The sequence below is a fragment of the Isoptericola sp. Y581 genome, from assembly GCF_059445475.1.
Genome location: NZ_JCAIUK010000007.1, coordinates 170,100 through 193,271, shown reverse-complemented (window position 1 = coordinate 193,271; position 23,172 = coordinate 170,100). Strand labels below are relative to the sequence as shown.

At 73.5% G+C, this 23,172-nt stretch carries 28 protein-coding genes and 2 pseudogenes; 16 read left to right on the top strand and 14 right to left on the bottom strand.

What is annotated here, in order from left to right; translation table 11 throughout:
- The first annotated feature begins 60 nt into the window (after positions 1 to 60).
- Both AC1C2W_RS14780 and AC1C2W_RS14775 read left to right on the top strand, forming a co-directional pair.
- Positions 61 to 1,308, top strand: a complete 1,248-nt coding sequence (locus AC1C2W_RS14780; protein WP_495413504.1) for an MFS transporter — start codon at positions 61 to 63, stop codon at positions 1,306 to 1,308.
- Positions 1,305 to 1,742, top strand: a complete 438-nt coding sequence (locus tag AC1C2W_RS14775) for a YchJ family protein (RefSeq protein WP_495390012.1) — start codon at positions 1,305 to 1,307, stop codon at positions 1,740 to 1,742. The genes AC1C2W_RS14780 and AC1C2W_RS14775 overlap by 4 nt, the downstream gene beginning before the upstream one ends.
- Here the strand turns inward: AC1C2W_RS14775 and AC1C2W_RS14770 are convergent.
- Together AC1C2W_RS14770 and AC1C2W_RS14765 are read right to left on the bottom strand one after the other, a co-directional pair.
- Complete coding sequence (locus AC1C2W_RS14770) at positions 1,715 to 2,329, bottom strand: hypothetical protein (RefSeq protein WP_495413503.1); 615 nt, start codon at positions 2,327 to 2,329, stop codon at positions 1,715 to 1,717. The genes AC1C2W_RS14775 and AC1C2W_RS14770 overlap by 28 nt on opposite strands.
- Complete coding sequence (locus AC1C2W_RS14765) at positions 2,320 to 2,934, bottom strand: RNA polymerase sigma factor (protein ID WP_495413502.1); 615 nt, start codon at positions 2,932 to 2,934, stop codon at positions 2,320 to 2,322. Before AC1C2W_RS14765 ends, AC1C2W_RS14770 begins: the two co-directional genes overlap by 10 nt.
- Before the next feature lie 74 nt (positions 2,935 to 3,008).
- Here AC1C2W_RS14765 and AC1C2W_RS14760 point away from each other — a divergent pair, with 74 nt between their 5' ends.
- Genes AC1C2W_RS14760 through AC1C2W_RS14735 form a run of 6 tightly spaced genes read left to right on the top strand, consistent with a single transcriptional unit; the run spans position 3,009 to position 5,666 of the window.
- A complete protein-coding gene (locus tag AC1C2W_RS14760) occupies positions 3,009 to 3,503 on the top strand; it encodes an Asp23/Gls24 family envelope stress response protein (RefSeq protein ID WP_495413501.1) in 495 nt (164 codons plus the stop codon).
- A complete protein-coding gene (locus AC1C2W_RS14755; RefSeq protein ID WP_495390008.1) occupies positions 3,500 to 3,895 on the top strand; it encodes a hypothetical protein in 396 nt (131 codons plus the stop codon). Before AC1C2W_RS14760 ends, AC1C2W_RS14755 begins: the two co-directional genes overlap by 4 nt.
- Complete coding sequence (locus AC1C2W_RS14750) at positions 3,892 to 4,074, top strand: DUF2273 domain-containing protein (protein WP_495390007.1); 183 nt, start codon at positions 3,892 to 3,894, stop codon at positions 4,072 to 4,074. Before AC1C2W_RS14755 ends, AC1C2W_RS14750 begins: the two co-directional genes overlap by 4 nt.
- On the top strand, positions 4,067 to 4,489 hold the full coding sequence (locus tag AC1C2W_RS14745) for an Asp23/Gls24 family envelope stress response protein (protein ID WP_495413500.1): 423 nt from the start codon (positions 4,067 to 4,069) through the stop codon (positions 4,487 to 4,489). Before AC1C2W_RS14750 ends, AC1C2W_RS14745 begins: the two co-directional genes overlap by 8 nt.
- The gene (locus tag AC1C2W_RS14740; RefSeq protein ID WP_495413499.1) at positions 4,486 to 5,079 is read left to right on the top strand and encodes a DUF6286 domain-containing protein; all 594 of its coding nucleotides are present in this window, start codon (positions 4,486 to 4,488) and stop codon (positions 5,077 to 5,079) included. Before AC1C2W_RS14745 ends, AC1C2W_RS14740 begins: the two co-directional genes overlap by 4 nt.
- On the top strand, positions 5,076 to 5,666 hold the full coding sequence (locus AC1C2W_RS14735) for a hypothetical protein (protein ID WP_495390004.1): 591 nt from the start codon (positions 5,076 to 5,078) through the stop codon (positions 5,664 to 5,666). Before AC1C2W_RS14740 ends, AC1C2W_RS14735 begins: the two co-directional genes overlap by 4 nt.
- Before the next feature lie 183 nt (positions 5,667 to 5,849).
- Here the strand turns inward: AC1C2W_RS14735 and AC1C2W_RS14730 are convergent, their stop codons facing one another.
- Complete coding sequence (locus tag AC1C2W_RS14730; protein WP_495413498.1) at positions 5,850 to 7,304, bottom strand: aldehyde dehydrogenase family protein; 1,455 nt, start codon at positions 7,302 to 7,304, stop codon at positions 5,850 to 5,852.
- A gap of 113 nt (positions 7,305 to 7,417) precedes the next feature.
- Between AC1C2W_RS14730 and AC1C2W_RS14725 the strand changes: the two genes are divergently transcribed.
- The 4 genes from AC1C2W_RS14725 to AC1C2W_RS14710 all read left to right on the top strand — a co-directional run bounded on the left by AC1C2W_RS14725 (position 7,418) and on the right by AC1C2W_RS14710 (position 12,295).
- Entirely contained in the window at positions 7,418 to 8,353 is a 936-nt protein-coding gene (locus AC1C2W_RS14725; RefSeq protein WP_495390002.1) for a helix-turn-helix domain-containing protein, read from the top strand.
- Between the two features lie 209 nt (positions 8,354 to 8,562).
- Entirely contained in the window at positions 8,563 to 9,681 is a 1,119-nt protein-coding gene (locus tag AC1C2W_RS14720) for a substrate-binding domain-containing protein (protein ID WP_495413497.1), read from the top strand.
- The gene (locus AC1C2W_RS14715; protein ID WP_495413496.1) at positions 9,678 to 11,261 is read left to right on the top strand and encodes a sugar ABC transporter ATP-binding protein; all 1,584 of its coding nucleotides are present in this window, start codon (positions 9,678 to 9,680) and stop codon (positions 11,259 to 11,261) included. Before AC1C2W_RS14720 ends, AC1C2W_RS14715 begins: the two co-directional genes overlap by 4 nt.
- Positions 11,258 to 12,295 carry an ABC transporter permease gene (locus AC1C2W_RS14710; protein ID WP_495389999.1) on the top strand — a complete coding sequence of 346 codons (1,038 nt, stop codon included), beginning with the start codon at positions 11,258 to 11,260 and terminating at the stop codon, positions 12,293 to 12,295. The genes AC1C2W_RS14715 and AC1C2W_RS14710 overlap by 4 nt, the downstream gene beginning before the upstream one ends.
- A 151-nt stretch (positions 12,296 to 12,446) precedes the next feature.
- Here the strand turns inward: AC1C2W_RS14710 and AC1C2W_RS14705 are convergent, their stop codons facing one another.
- On the bottom strand, positions 12,447 to 12,584 hold the full coding sequence (locus AC1C2W_RS14705) for a hypothetical protein (RefSeq protein ID WP_495413495.1): 138 nt from the start codon (positions 12,582 to 12,584) through the stop codon (positions 12,447 to 12,449).
- Between AC1C2W_RS14705 and AC1C2W_RS14700 the strand changes: the two are divergent.
- A pseudogene (locus tag AC1C2W_RS14700) lies at positions 12,535 to 12,687 on the top strand (hypothetical protein); the annotation flags it as partial. The gene AC1C2W_RS14705 and the pseudogene AC1C2W_RS14700 overlap by 50 nt on opposite strands.
- Positions 12,688 to 12,837: 150 nt before the next feature.
- Here AC1C2W_RS14700 and AC1C2W_RS14695 read toward each other — a convergent pair.
- From AC1C2W_RS14695 to AC1C2W_RS14665, 7 genes are read right to left on the bottom strand one after another with little or no spacing between them, the layout of a single operon-like run.
- Positions 12,838 to 13,713, bottom strand: a complete 876-nt coding sequence (locus AC1C2W_RS14695) for an oxygenase MpaB family protein (protein WP_495413494.1) — start codon at positions 13,711 to 13,713, stop codon at positions 12,838 to 12,840.
- Between the two features lie 20 nt (positions 13,714 to 13,733).
- On the bottom strand, positions 13,734 to 13,871 hold the full coding sequence (locus AC1C2W_RS14690; RefSeq protein WP_495413493.1) for a hypothetical protein: 138 nt from the start codon (positions 13,869 to 13,871) through the stop codon (positions 13,734 to 13,736).
- Positions 13,868 to 15,127, bottom strand: coding sequence for an acyl-CoA dehydrogenase family protein (locus AC1C2W_RS14685; RefSeq protein WP_495413492.1), 1,260 nt, complete (start codon positions 15,125 to 15,127; stop codon positions 13,868 to 13,870). Before AC1C2W_RS14685 ends, AC1C2W_RS14690 begins: the two co-directional genes overlap by 4 nt.
- A gap of 10 nt (positions 15,128 to 15,137) precedes the next feature.
- Positions 15,138 to 15,590, bottom strand: a complete 453-nt coding sequence (locus tag AC1C2W_RS14680) for a MaoC family dehydratase (RefSeq protein WP_495389995.1) — start codon at positions 15,588 to 15,590, stop codon at positions 15,138 to 15,140.
- Positions 15,587 to 17,164 (bottom strand): acyl-CoA synthetase, encoded by a 1,578-nt coding sequence (locus AC1C2W_RS14675; RefSeq protein WP_495389994.1) that lies wholly within the window; start codon positions 17,162 to 17,164, stop codon positions 15,587 to 15,589. Before AC1C2W_RS14675 ends, AC1C2W_RS14680 begins: the two co-directional genes overlap by 4 nt.
- Positions 17,157 to 18,065, bottom strand: a complete 909-nt coding sequence (locus AC1C2W_RS14670) for an amidohydrolase family protein (RefSeq protein ID WP_495389993.1) — start codon at positions 18,063 to 18,065, stop codon at positions 17,157 to 17,159. Before AC1C2W_RS14670 ends, AC1C2W_RS14675 begins: the two co-directional genes overlap by 8 nt.
- 1 nt (position 18,066) lies before the next feature.
- A complete protein-coding gene (locus AC1C2W_RS14665; RefSeq protein WP_495389992.1) occupies positions 18,067 to 18,996 on the bottom strand; it encodes an SDR family oxidoreductase in 930 nt (309 codons plus the stop codon).
- Between the two features lie 147 nt (positions 18,997 to 19,143).
- Here AC1C2W_RS14665 and AC1C2W_RS14660 point away from each other — a divergent pair, with 147 nt between their 5' ends.
- Both AC1C2W_RS14660 and AC1C2W_RS14655 read left to right on the top strand, forming a co-directional pair.
- Positions 19,144 to 19,599 (top strand): MarR family winged helix-turn-helix transcriptional regulator, encoded by a 456-nt coding sequence (locus AC1C2W_RS14660; protein WP_495413491.1) that lies wholly within the window; start codon positions 19,144 to 19,146, stop codon positions 19,597 to 19,599.
- A gap of 34 nt (positions 19,600 to 19,633) precedes the next feature.
- Complete coding sequence (locus tag AC1C2W_RS14655) at positions 19,634 to 20,611, top strand: ABC transporter substrate-binding protein (protein ID WP_495413490.1); 978 nt, start codon at positions 19,634 to 19,636, stop codon at positions 20,609 to 20,611.
- Between the two features lie 12 nt (positions 20,612 to 20,623).
- On the opposite strand, the gene AC1C2W_RS14650 is transcribed toward AC1C2W_RS14655, so the two are convergent.
- Complete coding sequence (locus AC1C2W_RS14650) at positions 20,624 to 20,986, bottom strand: MerR family transcriptional regulator (protein ID WP_495389989.1); 363 nt, start codon at positions 20,984 to 20,986, stop codon at positions 20,624 to 20,626.
- Positions 20,987 to 21,043: 57 nt separating this feature from the next.
- Here AC1C2W_RS14650 and AC1C2W_RS14645 point away from each other — a divergent pair, with 57 nt between their 5' ends.
- On the top strand, positions 21,044 to 21,754 hold the full coding sequence (locus tag AC1C2W_RS14645; RefSeq protein WP_495413489.1) for an SDR family oxidoreductase: 711 nt from the start codon (positions 21,044 to 21,046) through the stop codon (positions 21,752 to 21,754).
- Between the two features lie 62 nt (positions 21,755 to 21,816).
- On the opposite strand, the pseudogene AC1C2W_RS14640 reads toward AC1C2W_RS14645, so the two are convergent.
- Positions 21,817 to 22,599 (bottom strand): annotated as a pseudogene (locus tag AC1C2W_RS14640) (nucleotidyl transferase AbiEii/AbiGii toxin family protein); the annotation flags it as partial.
- Positions 22,589 to 23,152: a type IV toxin-antitoxin system AbiEi family antitoxin domain-containing protein gene (locus tag AC1C2W_RS14635; RefSeq protein ID WP_495413488.1), complete on the bottom strand. Its 564-nt coding sequence runs from the start codon at positions 23,150 to 23,152 to the stop codon at positions 22,589 to 22,591. The pseudogene AC1C2W_RS14640 and the gene AC1C2W_RS14635, both read right to left, overlap by 11 nt.
- Between the last annotated feature and the right edge of the window lie 20 nt (positions 23,153 to 23,172).

Genomic DNA, 23,172 nt, shown 5'->3' with positions numbered 1-23,172 from the left:
CCTTCGAGGGTAGAGGGGCGGCCCGCACCCGGCTCGGCGCTTAGGATCGATTCGATCATCATGACCGACACCCCGCCGCAGAGCCGGCCCCCCGTAGCGTCCGCCGGCCGAGCGCCCGTGGACGAGCGCCGCGCGACGATCATCCTGCTCGCGATGGCGCTGTCGACGTTCCTGTTCGTCACCGTCGAGTCGCTGCCGTCCGGGCTGCTCACGCTGATGGCCCCCGACCTGGACCGCTCGACGTCGCAGATCGGCCTGCTCGTCACCGGGTACGCGGTGGTCGTGCTGCTGACCTCGATCCCGCTCGCGCACTGGACGCGGCGGGTGGCGCGGCGCTGGGTGCTGTCGGGCTGCGCCGGCCTCGCGGCCGTGGCGACGCTGTGGGCGGCGCTCGCCCCGACGTACGAGCAGCTGATGGTGGCACGGCTCGTCACCGCCGCCGCACAGGCGCTGTTCTGGGTCGCGGTGGTGCCGGCCACGACCGGGCTGTTCCGGCCGATCGTGCGCGGCAAGGCGATGGCGCGGCTGGCGCTCGGCAATTCGCTGGCCCCGGTGCTCGGCGTCCCGGTCGGCACCTGGCTCGGCGAGCACACGTCGTGGCGGTGGACGTTCGCCGCGGTCGCCGCGCTGTCGCTGATCGTCACGCTGGTAGTCCTCGCCCTGTTCCCCACCATCCCGCCGTCCGAGGGCGGCGCGAGCCGCGCCCCCCACCCCAACGCGCGCCGGTTCGGCTTCCAGATGGTCACGACCGGGCTGGTGCTGGCGGGCGCGTTCGGCATCATCACGTTCGTCACCCAGTACCTCATCGACGTCGCCGGGTTCACCCAGGCCGACATCCCGCGGCTGCTGCTCCTGCAGGGCGCGGCGAGCGTGGTCGGCGCGATCGTCGTGGGCCGGTTCATCGACGCCTACCCCGTGGTGGTGCTCCTGGCGGGCCTCAGCGTGCTGACCGTGTCCCTGGCGGCGATGTGGGCGCTCGGCGACAACCCGGTGGCCGCCGTGACGACGCTCGCGCTGTTCGGGTTCTCCTTCTCCACCGTGCCGCCCGCCCTGTCGCACCGCGTGATGCTCGTGGCCCCGCGGTCGACCAACATGGGCGTGGCCGTGTCGTCGTCCATGTTCAACGTCGGCATCGCGGCCGGCTCCGGGCTGGGCGCGGCGCTGGTCGCCGTCGTCGGCATCCGTGCCGTGCCGCTCGCGAGCGCCGTCGCCGTGCTGCTGGCCCTGCTCGTCGCCCTCGCCGAGGAGCGCTTCAACCCGCCGCTCACCACGGCGAACACCCCCGCCCGACCCGACATGACGCAATGACTGAATCAGTGCGTCACGTCTCCGCCGACCATTGGCAGGTGGACGACACCGACCGCTGCCCCTGCGGCTCCGGGGACACGTACGGCGCGTGCTGCGGCCCGCTGCACCGCGGCGAACGACCGGCGCCGACGGCGGAGGCGCTGATGCGCTCGCGCTACAGCGCGTTCGCCGTCGGGGACGCCGCCTACCTGAGGGCTACGTGGCACCCCCGCACCCGGCCGTCGTCGCTCGACCTCGACGTCGACCAGGAGTGGCGGCGCCTCACCGTGCTCGCCACCCACGCCGGCGGCCCGTTCCACGACGGCGGCGAGGTGGAGTTCGTCGCGTCGTACCGGTCCGCGGGCACCGGCGCGCGCGGCCGGCTGCGCGAGGTGAGCCGGTTCGTCCGCGAGGGTGGGCGCTGGTTCTACGTGGACGGCGACGTCGAGGCCTGACCATCCACGTGCCGTGCGACCGGGTGGATGTCCGGGTGGATGTCCGGGTGCACGTCGGCGACGTGCAGGTCGACGGCCACCCGGTGGGCGTCGAAGTCGGTGCCGAGCACCGCCGACACGGCGTCGGCCGTGGCCCCACGCACCAGGTCGGCGGCGTCGGCGATCCGGGAGCCGAAGCGCACGCTCAGCACCACGGTGACCGACTCCAGCTCCGGGGCGGCCGCCCCCGAGGGGTCGCCGGCGGCGCATCGGACGTCCCTCACCCCGATCTCGCCGTCCGGGTCGTCGAGCGCCGCGCGCACCCGGTCGACGACGAGGCGCGTCGCGACGACGAACGGCCCGCCGGCGTGCCGGCCGGCCACGTACGCCGAGGGCCGCGCGGTCCGGAGCACCCGCGTGAGGACGGACTGCCGCGCCCGCACCCAGCCCTCGTCCGTCAGCTCGCGCAGTCCCGCGGCGGCACGGCCGAGCACGTCGTCCTGCACGTCGTCCTGCACCTCGTCCTGCACCTCGTCCTGCACCTCGTCCTGCACCTCGTCCTGCGCGGTGTCGTCGCCGAGGTCACCCGTGCCCGGGTTCACCTCCATGGCTCCAACCTCCTCCCGAGGTTCTGGCGCGCCCGGTGGACCGCTCCACGCACCGCACCCACCGTCGTCGCCTGGACCTGCGCGACGTCTGCGTAGGGCATTCTCTCCACCTCGGCCAGGATCCAACAGGCCCGCTGCAGCTCGGGCAGGTCGGCCAGCGCTCCCTCCAGCGCCTCGAGCAGGTCGCGCACCCGCGCCGCGGCCGCCGGGTCGGAGGACCCGTCGGCGGGCAGGCTCTGCGGCAGCTCCTCGGCCGGGTGCCGCACGATGTCCCGCACGCGACGACGCACCGTGTTCGCGAGGATGCCGAAGAGCCAGGTTCGCACGGCCGCGTCCCCGCGGAACCGGTCGACCGATGTCCACGCCGCCACGAGCGCGTCCTGCACGCAGTCCTCGGCGGCGGTGCCGTCGCCCAGCATCCTGCGCGCGTAGCGGTACATCGCCGTCCCGTGGCGGGCAGCCAGCGCGCCAAACGCATCCTTGTCCGCGAGCCTGGCGCGACGGACCAGCTCGGCGTCGTCGTCCACCGTCGGCCATGCGACGCCCAGCACGATGTGACGCAGATCACTCTCCTCGGAGCGTGACGATCGACGGGCTGCGGGCACTCACCCAGTGTCGGAAGAAACCGCACTCGTCGCGCGACAGACGACGCACGGGGCACCGAGCACGGAGGCTGGACATGGCAGAGAGCACGCAGCAGGATGCCACCACCCAGGGGGGGAACGACTCGGCGAACACCCGGCGACAGCCGGCCGAGCGCACCCCGAAGGGCCCGCTGGCGACCGACAAGGGCACCACCACCATCGCCGACGGCGTCGTCAGCAAGATCGCCGGTATCGCCGCGCGCGACGTGACGGGGGTGCACGGCGTCGGCGGCGGCGCAGCCCGTGCGTTCGGCTCCATCCGGGAGCGCATCCCGGGCGGCACCACCAACTACGCCCAAGGCGTCAACGTCGAGGTGGGCCAGGCCGAGGCAGCGGTCGACGTCGAGATCGTCGCCGACTACGGCGTTGCCATCGCCGACGTCGCCGAGGCGGTGCGCCGCAACGTCATCACGTCGATCGAGCGGATGACCGGGCTCAAGGTCATCGAGGTCAACGTCGACGTGAGCGACGTCTGGTTGCCCGATGAGGAGGACGAGGGCGGGCAGCAACAGCAGCAGCGGGTGCAGTGAGCGGGCCGACGCTCCCCACGCCCGCCCGCAGGTTGCACGACGCCGCCGTGGCGGTCCCGGGGGTGGCAGAGCTGAGCGGCGGACTCCTCGGTGAGGTCGCCACCTACCTGCCCGGGGACCGGGTGCCGGGCGTGCGGTTCGACGAGGACGGCGTGCACGTGCACGTCGTGGTCACCGAGGCGGGCCTGCACGACTTGCCCGGCGTGGCCGGCGCCGTGCACGAGGCCGTCCGGGAGGCGCTGCGGCGGTCCGCGGCGCAGGGCTACGACGAAGGCGAGGAAGGCCCGGCGGCGGACACGCCCGTCATCGTGCACGTGGACGACGTCGAGGCCACCGGGACGACCGGTGGCCCGGAGGTCCCGACGACCGGGACGTGGAAGGACGAGACATGAACAACCTCACCACGACAGGGCTGATCGCCGGCCTGCTGCTCGCGCTCGCCGTGACCACCGGGGGCTTCCTGGGCTTCCTCCTGGCCATCGTGCTGGGAGGGATCGGCCTCGCGGTCGGCGCGCATCTCGACGGGAGACTGGACATCGGCGCGCTCCTGGGAGGCCGGCGCCGTGGCTGACGACGACCTTGACGACGACGTGTCCGGCGAGGTGGCCGGCGAGGTGGCCGGCGAGGTGGCCAGCGACCCGGACGGCGGGCAGGACGCCGGGTCCGTCGCCGGCCGCGTCACCGTCGCCGACCGGGTGGTGGTGAAGGTGGCGCAGCGCGCCGCCGCGGGCGTCTCGACGCGGGTGCCCGGCGGGCTGGCGGGCAGCGACCTCCCACGAGTCGACATCGAGCTCGCGGGCCTGCGGGCACGCGTGCGGGCTCAGGTCGCGTCGACCTGGCCCGAGCCGGCCGCCGACGTGGCGGCGCGGGTGCGCGACGCCGTCCGCGACGAGCTCCGGCGCCTGGTCGGGGTGCACGTGGACGACCTCGTGGTGACGGTGGCCGGGGTGCAGCCGCCCGCGGCAGAGATCAGGAGGGTGCGATGACGACGATCGTGGAGGGTTTCGGGCCGGCGCCCGGCGCCGAGGCTGGCGCTCCGGTGCCCGCCGCGCCGCCGCATCGTTCCGCGGCCGCGGCGCGCGCCGCGAGCGTCGTGCTGGCCGTGCTGCTGATCGCAGCGGGCGTGGTCGCCGGGCAGGAGGCGCTCTCCGCGCTGTCCGTGGGGGGCCTCTTGCCCGAGGACGGATGGCTGCGGCTGACGGCGGACCGGCTGGACGGGACGACGCTGAGCTCCGGCGCGATCGGCGCCGGGGTGGCGGCGATCGTCGTCGGCGTCATCGTGCTGGCCGCGGCGTGGCGCACCGGGGCCCGCACGGCGCGGCTGCGCCACGCGCCCGGCGTGGAGCTGCGGGCCCAGGACGTCGCACGGTTGGCGTCGGCGGCGGCGGACGACGTCGACGGCGTGCTCGCCGCGGCCTCGACGGCGTCGCGCCGCAGCGTCGTGGTGCGGGTGCGGACGACCGGGGACGACGGCGTCCCGGGCGAGGTGACCGAGGTGGTCACCTCCAGGCTCGCCGTCCTGGACCCCGCCCCCCAGGTGCACGTGCACGCCGTGACCGCTGGGGGTGCGCCATGAGGACGCGCCGCCACGTCGTGGGAGCCGACCGCACGATCCTGACCGTCGTCGGCCTGGTGCTGGTGATCGGCGGGGCCGGCCTCGTCGCCCTCGCCGCGGGCTGGCTCCCCACGGGAGCCGGGCTGCCCCAGCCGGGTACGTCGTTCGACGCCTCCGTCGTCGGCGATGCGGCGGACGCGAGCTGGTGGGCCGGCGCCTGCGCCGTGGCGGCGCTGCTGCTGGTCGGCCTCGGGCTCTGGTGGTTGATCGCGCACCGGCCGGGTCCGCGCTCCGGGTCGCTGCCCCTGCCGGGCTCGCGCACCGGCGACCGGCTGCGAGTCGTTCCGGACGCTGCGACCCGGGCGGCGTCGGCCGCCCTCGAGTCGGACCCCCGCGTGCGCTCCGCGTCGCTGGGGCTGAGCCGGGAGCACGGTCAGCTCGTCCTCGTGGGACGCGTCAGGGTCGCGTCGCAGGCCGACGTCACCGCGCTGGGCACCCTCGTCGACGACGTCGCCCGCCGCACGGGTGAAGTGCTGGGGCAGGACCTCACGGCGCGGGTGCACCTCGCCGTCGCCCGCCGCGGCGCGGCGGGCCGTCGCGTCGCCTGACGCGCGTCAGGCGATGCTCTCGCGAGGCGCGACGGCCACCGGTGCGACGGCCGCCAGCGGGGACGCCGGCAGCGCGCCCCGACCGCCAGAAACCCCAGCGACTGGATGATCGACGCGATGCCTACGATGTGACATCTCCTCGTTCGAGTCGATTCACCCTTCTTTGAGCCTCAGAACCTGAGCTCAGAACGGGTAGCGCTGGACCTGCGACTGGACGGTCACCCACTGCGTCTCGGTGAACGCCTCCACGTTGGCGTCGTGCCCGCCGAACCGCGCGCCGGTGCCCGACGCCTTGGTGCCGCCGAACGGCGCCGCCGCCTCGTCGTCCACCGTCTGGTCGTTCACGTGCACGATGCCCACGTCGAGGCGGTCGGCCAGCTCGTAGCCGGCAAACGCGTCCGCGGTGAGCACCCCCACCGAGAGCCCGTACTCGGAGGCGTTGACCAGGTCCACGGCCTCGTCCACCGACGAGAACCGCAGCACGGGCGCCACCGGACCGAAGATCTCCTCCGCCCAGGCGCGGTGCTCAGGCGTGACCCCGGACAGCACGGTGGGCTCGTAGCAGAGCCCGTCGTACCGGCCGCCCGCCTCGAGCACCGCGCCCGCCGCGACGGAGTCGGTCACGATGCCGTGCACCTTGTCCCGCTGGCCCGCGTCGATGAGCGGGCCGAGCGGCGTGCCCGTGGCCGGGTCGCCCACGGGGATGTTCCGCGCCTTCTCCGTGAGCGCCGCCACATACGCGTCGTGGACGTCGGTGTGCACCAGGTGCCTGCCCGCCGTCATGCAGATCTGCCCCTGGTGCAGGAAGGTCCCCCAGGCGCCGGCGCTCGCGGCGGCCTCGACGTCGACGCCGGGCAGCACGACGAGCGCGTTGTTGCCGCCCAGCTCGAGGTGGGCCCGCTTGAGCAGCCGCCCACACCGCTCCCCGATGACGCGGCCCGCGGACGTGGAGCCGGTGAACGACAGGACCGGCACGCCCGGGTGGTCGACGAGAGCCGCGCCGGCCTCCGCGCCGCCCGGCACCACGGACAGCACGCCGGCGGGGAGCCCCGCCTCCTCGAGCACGGCCGCGAGGAACAGCCCGCCCGCGACGGCGGTGCGCGGGTCGGGCTTGAGCACGACGGCGTTGCCCAGCGCGAGCGCGGGCGCCACGGACCGCATCGCGAGGATGCCGGGGAAGTTGAACGGCGAGATGACGCCGACCACGCCCACCGAGCGCCGCCGCGCCAGCGACAACCTGGGCTGCGCCGTGCGCAGGAGCTGCCCGTACGGGACGAGGGCCGTCGCGGCGGCCAGGTGGAGCTCCGCGGACACGAGGCCCACCTCGAAGGCCGCCTTGCCCTGGCCGGAGCCCGCCTCCCGCACGAGCCAGTCCACGTACTGCGGCGTGCGCTCCGCCAGGACGGCGGCCGCGGCGCGCATGACGGCCGCGCGCTCCTCGGCCGGGCGCGCCGCCCACTCGCGCTGCGCGGACGTCGCGAGGTCCGCGGCCCGCGCGACGTCGTCGGCGCCGCCGGCAGCGACCCGCCCGATCGTCTCGCCGGTGGCGGGGTTGACTACGTCGGCCGTGGCAGCGGTGGCGGCCCACCCCCCGAGGTATGCACACCCGTCCCAGTCGGCCGGATCGAAGAACGTCATCGTCTCCCCATCTCGTCGTCCGCACTCGGACGTTAACCCACCCCGACCCCTCCTCCGTCGGCGTTTTGTGCACTAGCGTTCGCAGGACCGGGCAGCCCGTGCACGGAGGCACCATGGCAGTACTCGAGGTCGAGAGCGCCGACGCCTGGCAGGACGTCGTGAGCAACTTGTTCGTGCCCCTGAGCTGCCTCGGTTTCGAGCGGACGTTCCGCGGCCGGATGGAGCACGTCGGGCTCGACGACGGGATCTCCGTCTCTCTCGTCACGACCTGCGGCACCAGCGCGGAGCGGTCGGCCCGGCTCGCGGCGCACGCCGCGAGCGACGACCTGCACCTGTCGCTGCAGCGCTCCTCGCGCGGGCTCGTGCGCGCGAGCGGCACCGCTGTCGGGGTGCGGCCGGGCTCCGTGTCGGTCTACGCCACCGACGCCCCGTACTACCTCGACTACTCCGCGCCCCACCAGCAGCAGCTCATCGTGCAGGTCTCCCGATCCTCGCTCGGCCTGCCCGAGGGGATGCTCGACGCCGCCCGGCGCCGCCTCGCGCTGCCGGGCTCGCCCGCCGCGCGGGTGCTGTTCGGCTACGTCGCGGGCATCGTGCCCGGCCTGGGCGGCATCGCGATCGACGACGGTGCCGCGGTGGACGACGCCGGAGCCGTGGCGCGCGACCTGGCGGTGGCGATGCTGCGCACGTCCTTCGCGTCGGGGCCGGTGCTGCCGGAGACGCCGGCGGGCCTGCTCGCGGCGATCCAGGACTTCGTGCGCACGCACGCGGGCGACCCGGCGCTCGACGTCGAGCTGATCGCCCGCCGATTCTCCATGTCGCGGCGCCGGCTGTACGTGCTGTTCGGCGCGCTGGGGGCCACCCCGGGCGAGCACCTGCGATCGGTGCGGCTGGCGGCGGCCGCCACCCGGCTGAGCGACCCGACCGAGCGCCGCACCGTGGCCCAGATCGGGTCGGCCTGCGGGTTCGACGACGCGACCACGTTCACGCGGGCGTTCCGCCGCGCCTACGGCACGCTGCCGCGCGACCACCGCGCCGCGTTCCGCTGAGCCCCTGAGCCGCTGCCCGGGCCAGCGGCGGCGCGCCCGCGCATCGGCGTTCTGTGCACGGTCGCGGCACACTCCTTGAGCCGTTCGCACAGCGGACCTACGTTCGCGACACGCCCGACGACGAGGCCGGGCCCGCCGATCCCCGTCACCGTCGACGGGCGGAAGGACGTGTCATGATGCGCGGACTGCGAACCCGGACCATGGCGGCCGTGACGCTCACGGCCGCGACCGCCCTCGGCCTCGGCGCCTGCTCCGACGACGCCGGCGTGGACGACCCCTCCACGGGCCCGGGCGGCTCGAGCGGGGCCGCCGACGTCGCCGCCGCAGAGGAGTTCCTCGCTCCCTGGCTCGGCGGCACGGAGAAGGACCTGCTGATCGATGAGCCCCTCGACGCCCCCGTCGAACCCGGCACGCACGTCGTCTACCTCGACGTCGGCACGCCCGTCAGCGCCCAGATGTGGGCCAACCTGCAGGCCCCGGCCGAGCTGCTGGGGCTCACGCTGGAGCGGGTCGAGACCGGCCAGGACGCCCAGTCGATCAACGCCGCGATGAACTCGGTGGTCGAGCTCGAGCCCGACGGGATCATCAACATCACGCTGGACCCGGTCTTCTTCGAGCCGCAGCTCGCACAGCTCGAGGAGCTCGGCATCCCCATGGCCAGCGGCTCCGTGATGAACACGGAGGAGCTCGGGCTCCCCGAGGCGTTCAACGGCCCCGAGTGGATGCGGGCCAACGGCGCCGCGCTCGCCGCCGCGGCCGTCGTGCGCTCGGGCGGCGCGCAGGAGTACGCGTTCTACAACATCCCGGAGTTCCCCTTCTCCTCCTACGAGCTCGAGGGCGCGCAGGAGAAGATGACCGAGCTGTGTCCCACCTGCGAGCTACGCGTGATCGACATCCCGATCGCCGAGCTCGGCTCCACCGCCGCCGACCGCATCGTGAGCGACCTCCAGTCCAACCCCGACACCGAGTACTTCATCGGCGCCGTCGACGAGGTGCAGATCGGCCTCGCGCAGAAGCTCGACCTGGCCGGGATCGACGTCGACGGGATCGCCATGTGGCCCGCCCCGGCCAACCTCGAGCAGGTCGCCGGCGGCCAGCAGGACGCGACGCTCGCCGTCGATCTCAACCTCATGATGTGGACGGTGCTGGACCAGCTCCTGCGCGAGATCGGCGGCCAGGACTACGCCTGGCCGGACGACCTGGTTCGCGCCCAGACCCTCACCCAGGTGATCGACACGTCGACCGTGCCCGACGACCCCGCCGTGGGGTACGTCGCGATCGAGGACTACCAGGACCGGTTCGCGGCGAACTGGCTCGTGGGCCGGTGACCGGACGTTCCGCCGGCGCCGCTCCCCTCCTGCGGGTCACCGGGGTCGTCAAGACCTTCCCCGGCCTGGTGGCCCTCGACGAGGTGTCCCTGGATGTGAACGCCGGCGAGGTCGTCGCCGTCGTCGGCCACAACGGCTCCGGGAAGTCCACCCTGGTCAAGGTGCTCGCGGGCCTCTACGTCCCCGACGCGGGCACGATCGAGAGGGGCACGAACGAGAAGAGCGGCGCCGACGACGGGACCGCGACCGAGGTCCACTTCATCCACCAGGACCTGGCACTCGTGGGCGAGCTCAGCACCGTCGAGAACCTCACCCTGCTCGCGGGGTCCGGCGCCGCAGCGCTCGCACCCACCCCCGTCGCGGCGCCGCGGGCGCGCGCCCGCGAGCTCGTGGGGCGGTTCGGCGACGTGTTCGACGTCGACGCCCCGGTCCGCACGCTGACCCCGGCGCAGCGGGCGATCGTCGCGATCGCGCGCGCCCTGGACGGGTGGACGCACGGCCGGCATGTCGTCGTGCTCGACGAGCCCACGGAGTCGCTGCACCGCACCGAGGTCGAGGTGCTCTTCGCCGCCGTCCGACGGCTCGCGGCGGACGGCGCCGGGGTCGTGTTCATCTCCCATCGCCTCGACGAGGTGCTGGCGCTCGCGGACCGGGTGGCGGTGCTGCGCGACGGTCGCAAGGTGGCCGACGAGCCGGTCGAGGGTCTGGACCACGGCCGCCTGGTGGAACTCGTGACGGGCGAGCTCGGCACGGGTTCACTCGGCACGGGTTCACTCGGCACCGGCTCGCACACCGCGGACGGCGCCGCCCGGCCGGGGCCCCGCGCGGGCGCCGAGCCCGTGCTGCGGGCCCGGGCCCTCGCCGGCCCGGGCCTGCGGGGCCTGGACCTCGACCTGCACCCGGGCGAGGTGGTCGGCGTCGCGGGCGTGCTGGGCTCGGGCCGCGAGACAGTGCCCGCCCTCCTGTTCGGCGCGGCCCACGGCACCGCGGCGGAGCTGACCGTGCGCGGCAGGCCGTACCCGCGCCGTTCGCCGGCGGCGAGCATCCGACGGCGGATGGCGTTCGTCCCCAGCGACCGCGCCCGCGACGGGTCGACCGGGCCGATGACGGCGCGCGAGAACCTCACGCTGCCGCAGCTGCGCACGCTCACGGGGCGGCTCGGGGCGGTCGCGCGGCGTCGGGAGAACGCCGAGGCGGAGCGGCTCCTGGAGCGCTTCGACGTCGTGCCGCGGCGGCGCGAGCAGACGTTCTCGCTGTTCAGCGGCGGCAACCAGCAAAAGCTGGTGCTGGCGCGGTGGCTGCGCGACGACCCCGCCGTGCTGCTGCTCGACGAGCCCACGCAGGGCGTCGACATCGGCGCCAAGCACGCGGTCTACGCGGCCGTCGACGCCGCGGCGGCGGGCGGCGCCGCCGTACTCGTTTCCTCCTCGGAGGCCAAGGAGCTGGTGCGGTTGTGCGACAGGGTGCTCGTGCTGCGCGACGGCGAGGTCGCCGTCGAGCTCGCCGGCGGCGACCTCACGGAGCACCGCCTCGTTCGCGAGGGCTACGGCCTCGCGGGCTCGACGCAAGGTGCACCATGAACTCAGCGCTGCGCGCCTTCTCGTTCCGCAACATCAGCGCGGTCTACATCTTCGTGGCGATGTTTGTGCTGTTCTCGCTGTGGATCCCCGAGAAGTTCCTGCAGCCGGGCGTGTGGCGGTCGCTGCTCGACGCCGAGGCCCTCACCGGCCTCGCCGCGCTCGCCGCGCTGGTGCCGCTGGTCGCCGGGTCGCTCAACCTCGCCGTCGGCGCCCAGGTGGGCTTCTCGGCCATCCTGTCGGCCTGGTTCCTCGCCCGGGCGGGCCTGCCGATCGCGGTCCAGCTACCGCTGGTGGTGTTCGTCGGCGCGGTCATCGGCCTGGTCACCGGGCTGATCATCACGCGGCTGCGCGTCGAGTCGATCATCGCGACCCTCGGTGCCAGCTCGATCCTGCTCGCCGGGATGGCCTGGGTCTCGGACAGCCGGCAGATCCTCGACCTCGGCCCCGACTACCGCGCGATCGCCACGACCGACCTCCTCGGCGTGACCGTGCCGGTGTACGTGCTGCTCGCCGTCGCGCTGGTCACCTGGTACGTGCTGGAACGCACCCCGGCGGGGCGACGCACGTACGCGACGGGATTCAACGCGGACTCGGCGCGCCTGGCCGGCGTGCGGGTCCAGCGCGTGCGGGTCGCAACGCTCGTCGCGGGCGGGGCCGTCGCCGCTCTGGCGGGCGCGCTGCTGACCAGCCGGATCAACGCCGGCGACCCGACGGTCGGGCCGAGCTTCCTGCTGCCCGCCCTGACCGCCGTCTTCCTCGGTTCGACGCAGTTCCGCGGCGGCCGGTTCAACGTGTGGGGCACGATCGTGGCGATGTACGTCCTGGCCGTCGGGATCAAGGGGCTACAGCTCGCCGGGTCCCCGGCCTGGGTGAACGACCTGTTCTACGGCGTCGCCCTGATCCTCGCGACCGCGCTGTCCCGCTGGAAGGCCGCCGCCCGCGAGACGGCGGCGATCCGGCGGGCGACGCGCTTCCTGCGCAGGCCCACGGCCGGCCTGCGAGCCAGCCCGCCAGGCGGTCCGGCCGGTCGGTGACGATCTCGTCGACGCCGAGGGTGACGGCCGCCGCCCAGTGCTCGGGCTCGTTCAGCGTCCAGACGGCGGCCGCGAGCCCGCAGGTCCAGGCACCACGGCCTCGCCGTCGACCGTGAGCCGCCTGCGCCCCCGACCGTGGCCGGCCCGGCGCTCACAGGTAGGGCTCCACGTTCTCCCTGAACGCCGTCTCGATGCGCGGCGTGATCGCCTTGAACCCGGCGGCCGGGTCGGCCCCCTCGATGACGATCTGCTCCAGCGCCTCGTTGAGCAGCACGCCGGCGCCGGGCACGAACACGCGCTACGTCACCGGGCGGCGCGTGGACCGCGCCCGCCGGCTGCTGCTGGAGGGCAGGACGCCCGCGGACGCGGCCGTCGAGGCGGGGTCCCACGACCAGTCGCACCTGACGCGGCACTTCCGTCGCGTGCTCGGTACGACGCCGGGCGCGTTCGCCGCGTGGCGGTTGTCGCGTGGCGGTTGTCGCGTGGCGGTTGTCGCGTGGCGGTTGTCGCGTGGCGGTTGTCGCGTGGCGGCCGTCGGGCCGTCAGCGCAGGCCGCGCCGGCGCTCGGACGTCCCCATCCCCCAGCGCACGGCACGGACGGCGACCGCACCGGCGGGGCCCCCGCACGCGCGCCGGAACGGGGTGCCGACGCCGAGGGCATCGCGGGCCCAGCCGGGGAGCAGCGCGACGGCGCCCGCGGCGAGCAGGCCGTACGGCGCGCGGGCCGAGCGCGGCAGCGGCGGCTCGCGCAGCATGAAGTCCGCGGCGTCGAGCGCCGCGGGCGTGGCCTCGAGCTCAGGGCGGTAGGCCGTGATCGTCTCGCGCAGCTCGGCCACCGTCTCCGGCACGACGACGGCGCCCAGCGCCCGTGCGATGCGGGCGGACTGCGCCACGTACTCGTCGGCCTCGCCGGCGGCGAGCGGGCGCTCGCCGTAGCGGGTGTGTGCGGCGAGGAACGAGTCCGCCTCCGCGGCGTGCACCCAGGTGAGCAGGTGCGGGTCGCCCGCGCGGTACGGGCGGCCGTCCGGGGCCTTGCCGCGCACCCGCTCGTGCACCCCGCGGACGCGGTCGATCATCGCCTCCGCGTCGTCGGTCGTGGCGAACGTGGTGGTGGCGATGAAGGTGGACGTGCGCGCCAGCCGGCCCCACGGGTCGCCGCGGTAGCCCGAGTGCCCCGCCACGCCCGCCATCGCCAGCGGGTGCAGCGACTGCAGCAGCAGCGCCCGCAGCCCGCCCACGAACATCGACGCGTCCCCGTGCACCCGGCCGATCGGGCTGTCCGGGGTGAACCATCGCGGCCCTGGCGTGAGGTGGATGCGGTCGCGGTTGGCATGCCCGTCCGGCCCGGCGACCTTGAGGAAGAGGGCGTCGCCGACCTTGGCCCGCACCGATTCCACGGGGTTCGTCGCCGTCGTCATGCGGCCAGTATCGCCCCCGCTCAGACGTCCATCGGGGTGAGCACCGCGATGCGCCACCCGTCGTCCGTCGTCATGTCGCGTTCGGTCGTCATGTCGTGGCCTCCCTCGTTGGTGGCGCCGTCGATGTCGAGCCCACACAGGGCCGCAGACACCGTCACACGAACGCGCTGATCCCGGTGATCGCGCGGCCGACGACGAGGTGGTTGATCTCGTCCGTGCCCTCGAACGTGTAGATCGCCTCGGCGTCGGCGAAGAACCGCGCGACCCCGGCGTCGAGGGTGATGCCGTTGCCGCCGCACACCTCGCGGGCGAGCGCGACGGTCTCACGCGTGCGCCGCGCGATCCACCCCTTGGCGAGCGCGGCGTCCGCGTCGGAGAACCCCGGCGCGTCGACGGTGCCGGCGTCGGCGAGCTGCGACAGCCGCACCGCCATGCCGAGCGACGCGGTGAGGTTCCCGAGCATCGCCGCCAGCTTGGCCTGCACCAGCTGGAACGACGCGATCGGCCGCCCGAACTGCTCCCGCTGGGTCGTGTACGCGAGCGCCGCCCGGTAGGCGCCGGCCTGCGCCCCGGCCGCGAGCCACGCGACGTCGGTGCGCATGGCACGCAGCAGGCGGTTGACGTCGCGGAACGACTCGACCCGCTGCAACCGCATCGACTCCGACACGCGCACGCCGTCGAGCGTCACGTGCCCGTTGGGGACGATGCGGACCGCGGTCTTGCGCCCGATGGTCTCGACGGTGACGCCCGGGGCGCGACGGTCGACGAGGAACGCCATGACCCGACCGTCCGCGGCACCCTCGGAGCGGTCCTTGGCGAAGACGCAGAGCAGGTCCGCGCGCCCCGCTCCCCCGATCCACCGCTTCGCGCCCGTGAGGGTCCAGGTGTCGTCCTTGCTGTCCCGGACGGCCGCGGTCTCGAGCCCGCGCGCGACGTCGCTGCCGTGGTCGGGTTCGGTGAGCGCGAAGGCGCCCCAGGTGCTCCAGTCGCGGACGGCCGGGTCCCAACGGTCGACCTGCTCCGGCGACCCGCCGCGCAGCACCGCGTTGCGGAACAGCCACCCGTGCCCGCCGAAGAGCACCGCCGTCGAGACGTCCGTGCGCGCCAGCTCGAAGGTGCGGAAGCCGGCGAACAGCGCCGACGGCTCGGGTGGCGTCGTGGCGCCCCCCGGCTCCGGCGGGTCCATCAGCCGCAGCCCGGCGAGCGTGTCGCGCAGGGCCGGCGGGCACTCCGCGCGCTCCCACCAGTCGTCGACGTGCGGCGCCACGTCGCGCTCCAGCGCGTCGCGCAGCCGGCGCAGCACTGCGCGCTCGGCGCCGGTCAGCAGCAGCTCGTAGTCGTAGGGGTCGACGTCGGCGTACAGCCGGTCGTCGGTCACCTCATCCTGCCGCGTGTCCCTCGAGCTGCTCGTCATCGCGGCCGCCTCAGGCGTAGAAGCGCGCGAGCCAGGTGGCGACGACCGCTGGCTTGGTGCCGCCGTCCACCTCGATCACGGCCTCCACGGCGAGCTGGTGCCCGCCCGCGACTGCGGTCACCTCGCGCACCGTCGCGGCCATGCGCACGCGGGAGCCCACCGGCACGGGCGCCGGGAAGCGCACGCGGTCGAGGCCGTAGTTGACCTTGGTGCCCACGCCCTCGACCTGCAGCAGCTCCTCGGAGAACGGCACCACCAGCGACAGCGTGAGGTAGCCGTGCGCGATCGGGCCGCCGAACGGGCCGGCCGCCGCGCGCTCCGGGTCCGTGTGGATCCACTGGTGGTCGTCGGTGGCGTCGGCGAACAGGTTCACCTGCTCCTGTGTGACCTCACGGTAGGCGGTGACGCCCAGGTCGGCGCCGGCCAGGGACTCGATCTCGGCGTACGGGACGGTGGTGGTCATGCGGTCTCCATCGTGTCGGTGCCGGTCTCGGTCTCGAAGCGCTCGCGGAGAGCGTGCTTGCGGAGCTTGCCCGTCGCGGTGCGCGGCAGCTCGGGGCACAGCACCACGTGCTGGGGGATCTTGTAGCGGGCCAGCCGGTCGGCCAGTGCCTCCCGGACGCGGGCCGCGGCGACCTCGGGCGTGAGGCCCGCGCCCTCGGCGGGGACGACGAACGCGCAGCCCACCTCGCCCCACCGCTCGTCGGGCACCCCGACGACGGCGACCTCCGCGACGCCGGGGACCTCGAGGAGCGCGTTCTCCACCTCGGCCGGGTACACGTTCTCGCCGCCGGAGATGTACATGTCCTTGAGCCGGTCGCGCACGAAGACGTACCCGTCGACGTCCACGGTGGCGAGGTCACCGGTGCGGTACCACCCGTCGGCGAGGACGGCGGCGCTGGCCTCGGGGTTCTGCCAGTAGCCCGCCATGACGTTCGGCCCCTGGGCGATCACCTCGCCGATCTCGCCGGGGGCGGCGTCGGTGCCGTCGCCGCGCACCACGCGCCCCTCCACCCAGAAGTGCGGGCGGCCGGCCGAGCCGGGCTTCCGCGCGGCGTCCTCGGCGGTGAGCAGGAAGACGCCGGGCGCTGTCTCCGTCATGCCGAAGCCCTGCAGGATGCCGACGCCGCGCCCGGCCCACGCCCGCAGCGTGCGGTCGGGCAGCGGCGAGCCGCCCACATACACGTTGCGCAGGCTGGAGACGTCGGTCGTGGCGAAGTCCTCGTGCCGGGCGAGCAGGTCGAGCATGGTCGGCACCGCGAACATGCTGGTGGCCCGCTCGGCCCCGATCGCGCGCAGCACCCGCTCGGGCCGGAACTGCTGCTGCAGCACGATCCGCCCGCCCTTGAGGAACGTCGGCATGGCCAGCATGTTGAGCCCCGCCACGTGGAACAGCGGCGCGAACGCCAGCGCGACGTCGTCGTGCACCACGTCGGAGTCGACCAGCACCGAGAAGTACTGGAAGCTCAGCGAGCCGTGCGTGTGGACGGCGCCCTTGGGACGGCCGGTGGTGCCCGAGGTGTACATGATCAGGGCCGGGTCGTCCCAGGAGACGGGCTCGTCGATCTCGGCCTCGGCCGCCGTCGCGAGGAGCCGCTCGTAGTCGACGGCGCCCGCCACCTCGGGTCCGGCCGGATCGGCGTCGACCGCCACCCAGGCGCCGACCCCGTCCAGCGCGGGCGCGACGCGCACCGCCAGCTCCGCGTGCTCGCGCCCGTGCACGACCACGCAGGCGCCGCAGTCGCGCAGCACGTACTCGACCTCGTCGGACGCGAGCCGCGCGTTGACGACCACCCAGATCGCTCCGAGCTGCGCGGTCGCGAAGAACGTCTCCAGCAGCGCCGGGTGGTTGAACCCGACGTACGCGATGCGATCGCCCTTCTGGACGCCTGCGGCCCGCAGCGCGTTCGCGAGCCGGCGCGTGCGGCGCTCCACGTCCGCGTAGGTGAACGAGCGGTCGCCGAACGAGATCGCCGTCCGCCCCGCCGTGTTCTTCAGGCGGCGGCGGGGCCACGACCCGATGCCGAGGTCACGCACGGCCGGCCCCGGCGAGGCCGAGCACCCGCAGCGCGTTGTCCTTGAGGATCTTGGGCCGCACGTCGTCCTTGACGTCGAGGGCGGCGAAGTCGCGCCGCCAGCGGTCCGGCGTGAGCAGCGGGAAGTCGGAGCCGAAGAGCACCTTGTCCTGCAGCAGGCTGTTCGCCTGCCGCACCAGGGCCTCGGGGAAGTACTTCGGCGACCAGCCCGACAGGTCGATGTACGCGTTGCCCTTGTGCGTCGCGACGGCGATCGCCTCGTCCTGCCACGGCACGGACGGGTGCGCCATGATCACCGTGAGCTGCGGGAACGTGCCCGCGACGACGTCGAGCAGCATCGGGTTCGACAGGCCGAGCCGCAGCCCGTTGCCGCCGGGCATGCCCGCGCCGATGCCGGTCTGGCCGGTGTGGAAGAGGGCGGGCACGCCCGCAGCGGAGATGGCTTCGTAGAGCGGGAACCAGCGTTCCTCCGACGGGTCGAAGCCCTGCAGGGTGGGGTGGAACTTCATGCCCCGAACGCCCAGGTCGTCGAGCTGGCGGCGGGCCTCGTCGAGGGCGTCGGGGCGGCGCGGGTCCACCGAGCCGAAGGGGATGAGCACGTCGGCGTTCGCGGCCGCGCCCGCGACGAGGTCGTCCACGCTGTTGGGCGCGTGGCCGAGCTCGGTCGTGGCGTCGACGGTGAAGACCACGGCGGCCGTGGCGCGCTCCCGGTAGTGGGCCGCGGTCTCGTCGACGGTGGGCCGCTCGGTGGGGGCGCGGAAGTAGCGGGCGGCGGCCTCGATCACCTCGCGCGGCAGGGAGTGGCGGCCGTCGTGGTCCTTCTCCACGTGCACGTGGACGTCGACGGCGTCGATCGCGTCGACGTCGACCGCGCACTCGTACCGCGCCACGTGACGGGTCACGTCACACCCCCGGCGCCGGCGGCTCGGGGAACTTCTGCCCGACCGTCTGCAGGTGCGGGCCGACGACCGAGCCGAAGTCCTGCGCGAGCTCGTCCGCCGTCCAGCCGCCGTCGGCGAGCGCGACGACCGCCTCCTGCGGGTGCGTCCACAGCGCGAGGCGGTCGCCGCCGACGCCGATCGCCTGGCCGGTCACCGACGCCGCGGCTTCCGAGGCGAGGAACGCGACCAGGCCCGCGACGTCGTCCGGGCCGCCGAAGCCGAGCGCCCGGCGCGCGAAGGGCGGCATCGGCTCACCACGCTGCGCTGCCTCGACGAACGGGCGGAAGAACGGGACCGTCTCCGTCATCGCCGTTGCCGCGACGGGCACGATCGCGTTGACCGTGATGTCGGCGCGCGCGAGCTCCAACGCCCAGGTGCGGACCATGCCGACGATGCCGGCTTTTGCCGCGGCATAGTTGGTCTGGCCGAAGTTGCCGCGCTGACCGGTGGGAGAGCCGACGCAGACGATGCGGCCGCCCTCGCCCTGCTGCCGTAGATGGGTCGCGGCCTCGCGCACGCAGGTGAAGGTGCCGCGCAGGTGCACGCCGATGACGGTGTCGAAATCGTCGTCCGACATCTTCCACAGCACGCCGTCGCGCAGCACTCCCGCGTTCGTCACGAGGACGTCGAGCCGGCCGAACGCGTCCACGGCGGCCGCCACGAGCTCCTGTGCCGTGGCCGTCGGACCCACCGGCGCGACCACCGCGACCGCCCGGCCCCCGGCGTCCTCCACCCGGGCGACCGCCGCCTTTGCGACGTCGTCGTCGACGTCGTTCACGACCACCGCGGCGCCGCGGCGCGCGAGCTCGGTGGCGTAGGCGAGGCCGAGCCCCCTGCCGCTGCCCGTGACGATCGCGACCTTGCCGTCCAGGCTGACGTTCCCGCTGGCCATGCACTCCCCCGGTCATCGTCGACTGCAACGTCGCTATGACGTCGTTGCGCCGTCGACCGCGTCGTCGAGGCGTGCTGCCAGCGTGGCCCCGGATAGTGAGGATGTCAATCATTGTGATTCTCAATGATCGCGGGTAGCGTCGACGACGTGACAGGCATCCACCGGCTCGGCCGGGAGAACATCGGGCTGCTGCTCGCGCTGTCCAGCGGACGGGCGGTCGCCGCGGCCCGCGAGGCGCTGGTGCCGCACGAGCTCAACGCCCGCTCGTACTCGTTGCTGGAGCAGCTTGTGCTCTCCCACGGCGTGAGCCAGCGCGAGCTCGCGGACGCGCTCGCACTCGACCCGAGCCAGATCGTCGCGCTGGTGGACAACCTCGAGAGGCGCGGGCTCGCCGAGCGGCGCCCGCACCGGGCCGACCGCCGGCAGAAGTCTGTCATCGCCACCGCCGCCGGAGCGGACCTGTACGTCGAGGCCCGACGTCGGGTCGAGGGGTCGCTCGACGAGCTGCTCGGCGACCTGTCCACCGACGAGCGCGCCGTGCTCGCCGACCTGCTGCACCGGATCGCGCGTCCGGCGTCGGGCGCGCTGGAGGACGTCGGCTGACGCCCTCCGCTCACCTCGACGAAGGGGAAGCATCATGCGCACAAAGACGTGTGCTCTGGCCGTGGGGACCGTCGCGGCCCTGATCCTGTCGGGCTGCTCGGGCGGCGACGCCGGCGGCGATGGCGGCGGTGGCGAGTCGGAGGGCGGCACCACCGCCGTGACCGTGGGCGTGCTGCCCATCGTGCCGAGCGCCGCGCTGCAGCTCGGCATCGACGAGGGGATCTTCGAGGAGCACGGCTTCGACGTGACGCTCGAGTCCGGGCAGGGCGGGGCGGCCCTGCTGCCGGCGGTGGTGTCGCAGCAGATGGAGTTCGCGATCTCCAACCCGCTGAGCGTCATGCTGGCGCAGGAGCAGGGCCTCGACGTCCAGCTCGTCACCGGGTACTCGCACTCCAAGGCCGAGGGCGACGACGTCACCAGCGTGTGGGCGGCGCCCGACTCGGGCATCGAGCGGCCGGCCGACCTGGCCGGCAAGACCGTGGCCGTCAACACCCTCAAGACCATGGGCGAGGTGTCGATCCGCGAGATCGTCACGCAGGACGACGGCGACGGCGCGAGCGTCGAGTTCGTCGAGATGGGCTTCCCGGACATGCCCGCCGCGCTCGACGGCGGCGACGTCGACGCCGTGTGGGTGCCCGAGCCGTTCCAGACTCAGCTCAAGGAGGGCGGCAACACCCTCGTGTCGTACAACTACCAGGAGGTGTTCCCCGGCGTCATGACGATGGGCGTCATCACCTCCGGCGCGCTGGCCGAGAAGGACCCCGAGATGGTGGAGGAGTTCACCGCCGCCGTCGACGAGGTCACCGCGTACGCGCAGGAGAACCCAGACGCCGTGGCCACCTCGCTGGCGGGGTTCCTGGAGATGCCGGAGGACGTCGCCGGGTCGCTGGTGATGGAGGACTTCCGCTCCGACATCGACGCCGACGCCATGCAGACGCTGTCCGACCTGTCCATCGAGGACGGCATCCTGTCGCAGCCCGTCGACATGGGGACGTTCCTGCCGGGCGAGTAGCCCGGCGCCTCGTCAGGCGACGCGCAACCGGGCGTACGCCTCCTCGAGCACGCCGTCGAGACGACTGCGTGCCGTGCCGAGCTGCTCGATCTGCGCATCGATCCGGGCCCTCTCCCGCTCGAGCCGTTCGACCATCGCCGGCGACGTCGTCCCGGAGTACACGCAGGGCAGCAGCCCGAGGACGTCGTCGCTGGACAGGCCGGCGCCGAACAGCTGCTGGATCAGCACTACCCGCTCCACCGCATCTGGCCGATACAGCCGCTGGCCGCCGGAGGATCGCTCCGACGCCAACATGCCCCGGGTCTCGTAGTACCGCAGCGACCGCACGCTCACGGCGGTGCGCCGCGCGAGGTCGCCGATCTTCAGCTGCTCCATCCCGTCCACGCCTCCCACTTGCACCTGACATTGATGTCAGCTTCTAGTGTGCCGTACATGAACACACACGGATCCACCGCACTGGTCACCGGCGCAAACCGCGGGCTCGGCCGCGTCTTCGTCCAGGAGCTGCTCGCCCGCGGCGCCCGCAAGGTCTATGCCACCGCGCGCGACGTTGAAGCCATCGACGTACCGGACGGGGACGGCCGCGTCCAGCCGCTGCGCCTCGACATCACCGACCCCGACCAGGTCGCCGCCGTCGCGGCGGCCGCCCAGGACGTCGACCTGCTCGTCAACAACGCCGGCATCGCCACCGCGCAGAACCTGCTCACCGGCGATCCCGCCCTGATCCGTGCCGAGCTGGACACCAATTTTTTCGGGACGCTCGACGTCACCCGCGCCTTCGCGCCGATCCTCGGCCGCAACGGCGGCGGCGCGATCGTCAACGTCCTGTCCCTGCTGTCGTTCCGCACGTTCCCGGGCAACGGCTCCTACGCCGTGGCCAAGGCGGCCGAGTGGCAGCTCACCAACAGCACGCGGCTGGAGCTCGCCCCGCAGGGCACACAGGTGCTCGGTGTGCACCTCTCGTCCACCGACACCGACATGATGGCCGGCTGGGACATCCCCAAGAACGACCCGCTCGACGTCGTCCGCCTCACCCTCGACGCGCTCGAAGCCGGCGAGCTCGAGGCGCTCGACCCCGACTCCAGCGCCGTCAAGGCGCTGCTCGACCTGCCTCCGGAGAAGCTGTACGCCGACTTCCTCTGACTCGACGGGCGGCCTTCCGTGACATCCCTGCGGTGTCGCCGGCCGTCGGCAGTCAGCCGTGGCGCTCGATCTCGTCGATCCAGTCGTTGAGCACGTGCATCGAACACGTCGACGCACGCTTTCCTCAACGACATGACGGACGGCGGCCCGTCCGCGACGAGCGGCCGCAGGCTCAGGAGGTCGACGACGTCGCGGGCACGATCCTTGACCGACGACGGCGGGTCATGCGGGTCGGAGCATACATGCAGCTTCTGGGCGATCTGATACCGGAGCGATCTACCCAGGAGCGCGTCGGGAGTCTTGAGGCCAAAATGCTCGAGCCGCGGAGCCGGGAGGATATCGACCTCGCCCGCTGCACCGCCCTCGTCCGGCGAGATCTCGACCTGCACGCGTCGCCACACCTTGCCGCGAATGCTCAGAACGACGTCGAAGCGGCGCGGCTTGACGAGGCGCGCGGGTGTCTCGATGACGGCGAGCCGCTCTCGGTGGAGTTCGAACGGTGGCCACGGTTCAGCCAGGAGGTCGTCCAGCCCGGCAAGGAAGCCCTCGATATCGCCTCGCACGATGCCGTCGAGGTCCTTGGTCGGACGAGAGCTCGCCCCGAGCCTGTGCTGGAGGTACGTGCCGCCCTTGAGGAGAAATGACGGGGAGTCGTCCGCGACGACGACACGTTGGAGTGCGGCCGTCACGACGGTAGTCGCGATCAGCCAGCCGAGCCGCCCGCCGTCGATGGCCGTGCTTCGCTGGGCGGCGGCGATCCAGCCTTCGAGCACGCGAACAGTCGCGGGCTCTTTCTCCCGCGGCGAGAGCCGGCCAATGCGGGCGATGGGATCCTCAGCTGCCATCGCGATCCTCCAACTGCGCGGCGAGCGCGGTCCGTTGGCGCGGCGCGATCAGTCCGCGTTCCGCGGCTTGCGCGAGTGCCGGTCGCAGGAGATAGGTCGGGGTGCCGGTGCCGATGCACTGCCGGGTCGCCGTGCCCACCGTCACCGTGGGAATCTCCTCCCACCATCCGATCTCGTCGTCGGCGAGGTTCATGCGATGCACGACGTACAGCTCTCCGCCGGCACGTCGGATGCGCCGGTTCTTCGGCACGGTGAGGTGAACGCGATCGGGGTTCACGTCACTGAGCTCCCGGACGGAGAGTGCAGTCTCGTGGCTCAGACAGGCCCGCTCGTCACCGGCCCAGAGGACCGCGAGCATGTAGTGGTCGCCGGCTCCCACAGGGAACCGCGGGAAGCGGTAGACCCCTGTCGCCACCCGGTCGAGCTGCTTGCGGTACTGCAGCATCTTCAGCGCATCGGCGGAGATCCCCGCGTCCTTGGCGTCTCGGCGCGTGACGAAACCGTGCTGGTCCGCAGCACGCTCCCAGAGAACGTCGTACGCCGTCTCCGCCACTCATCACCCCCGCGTCAAAT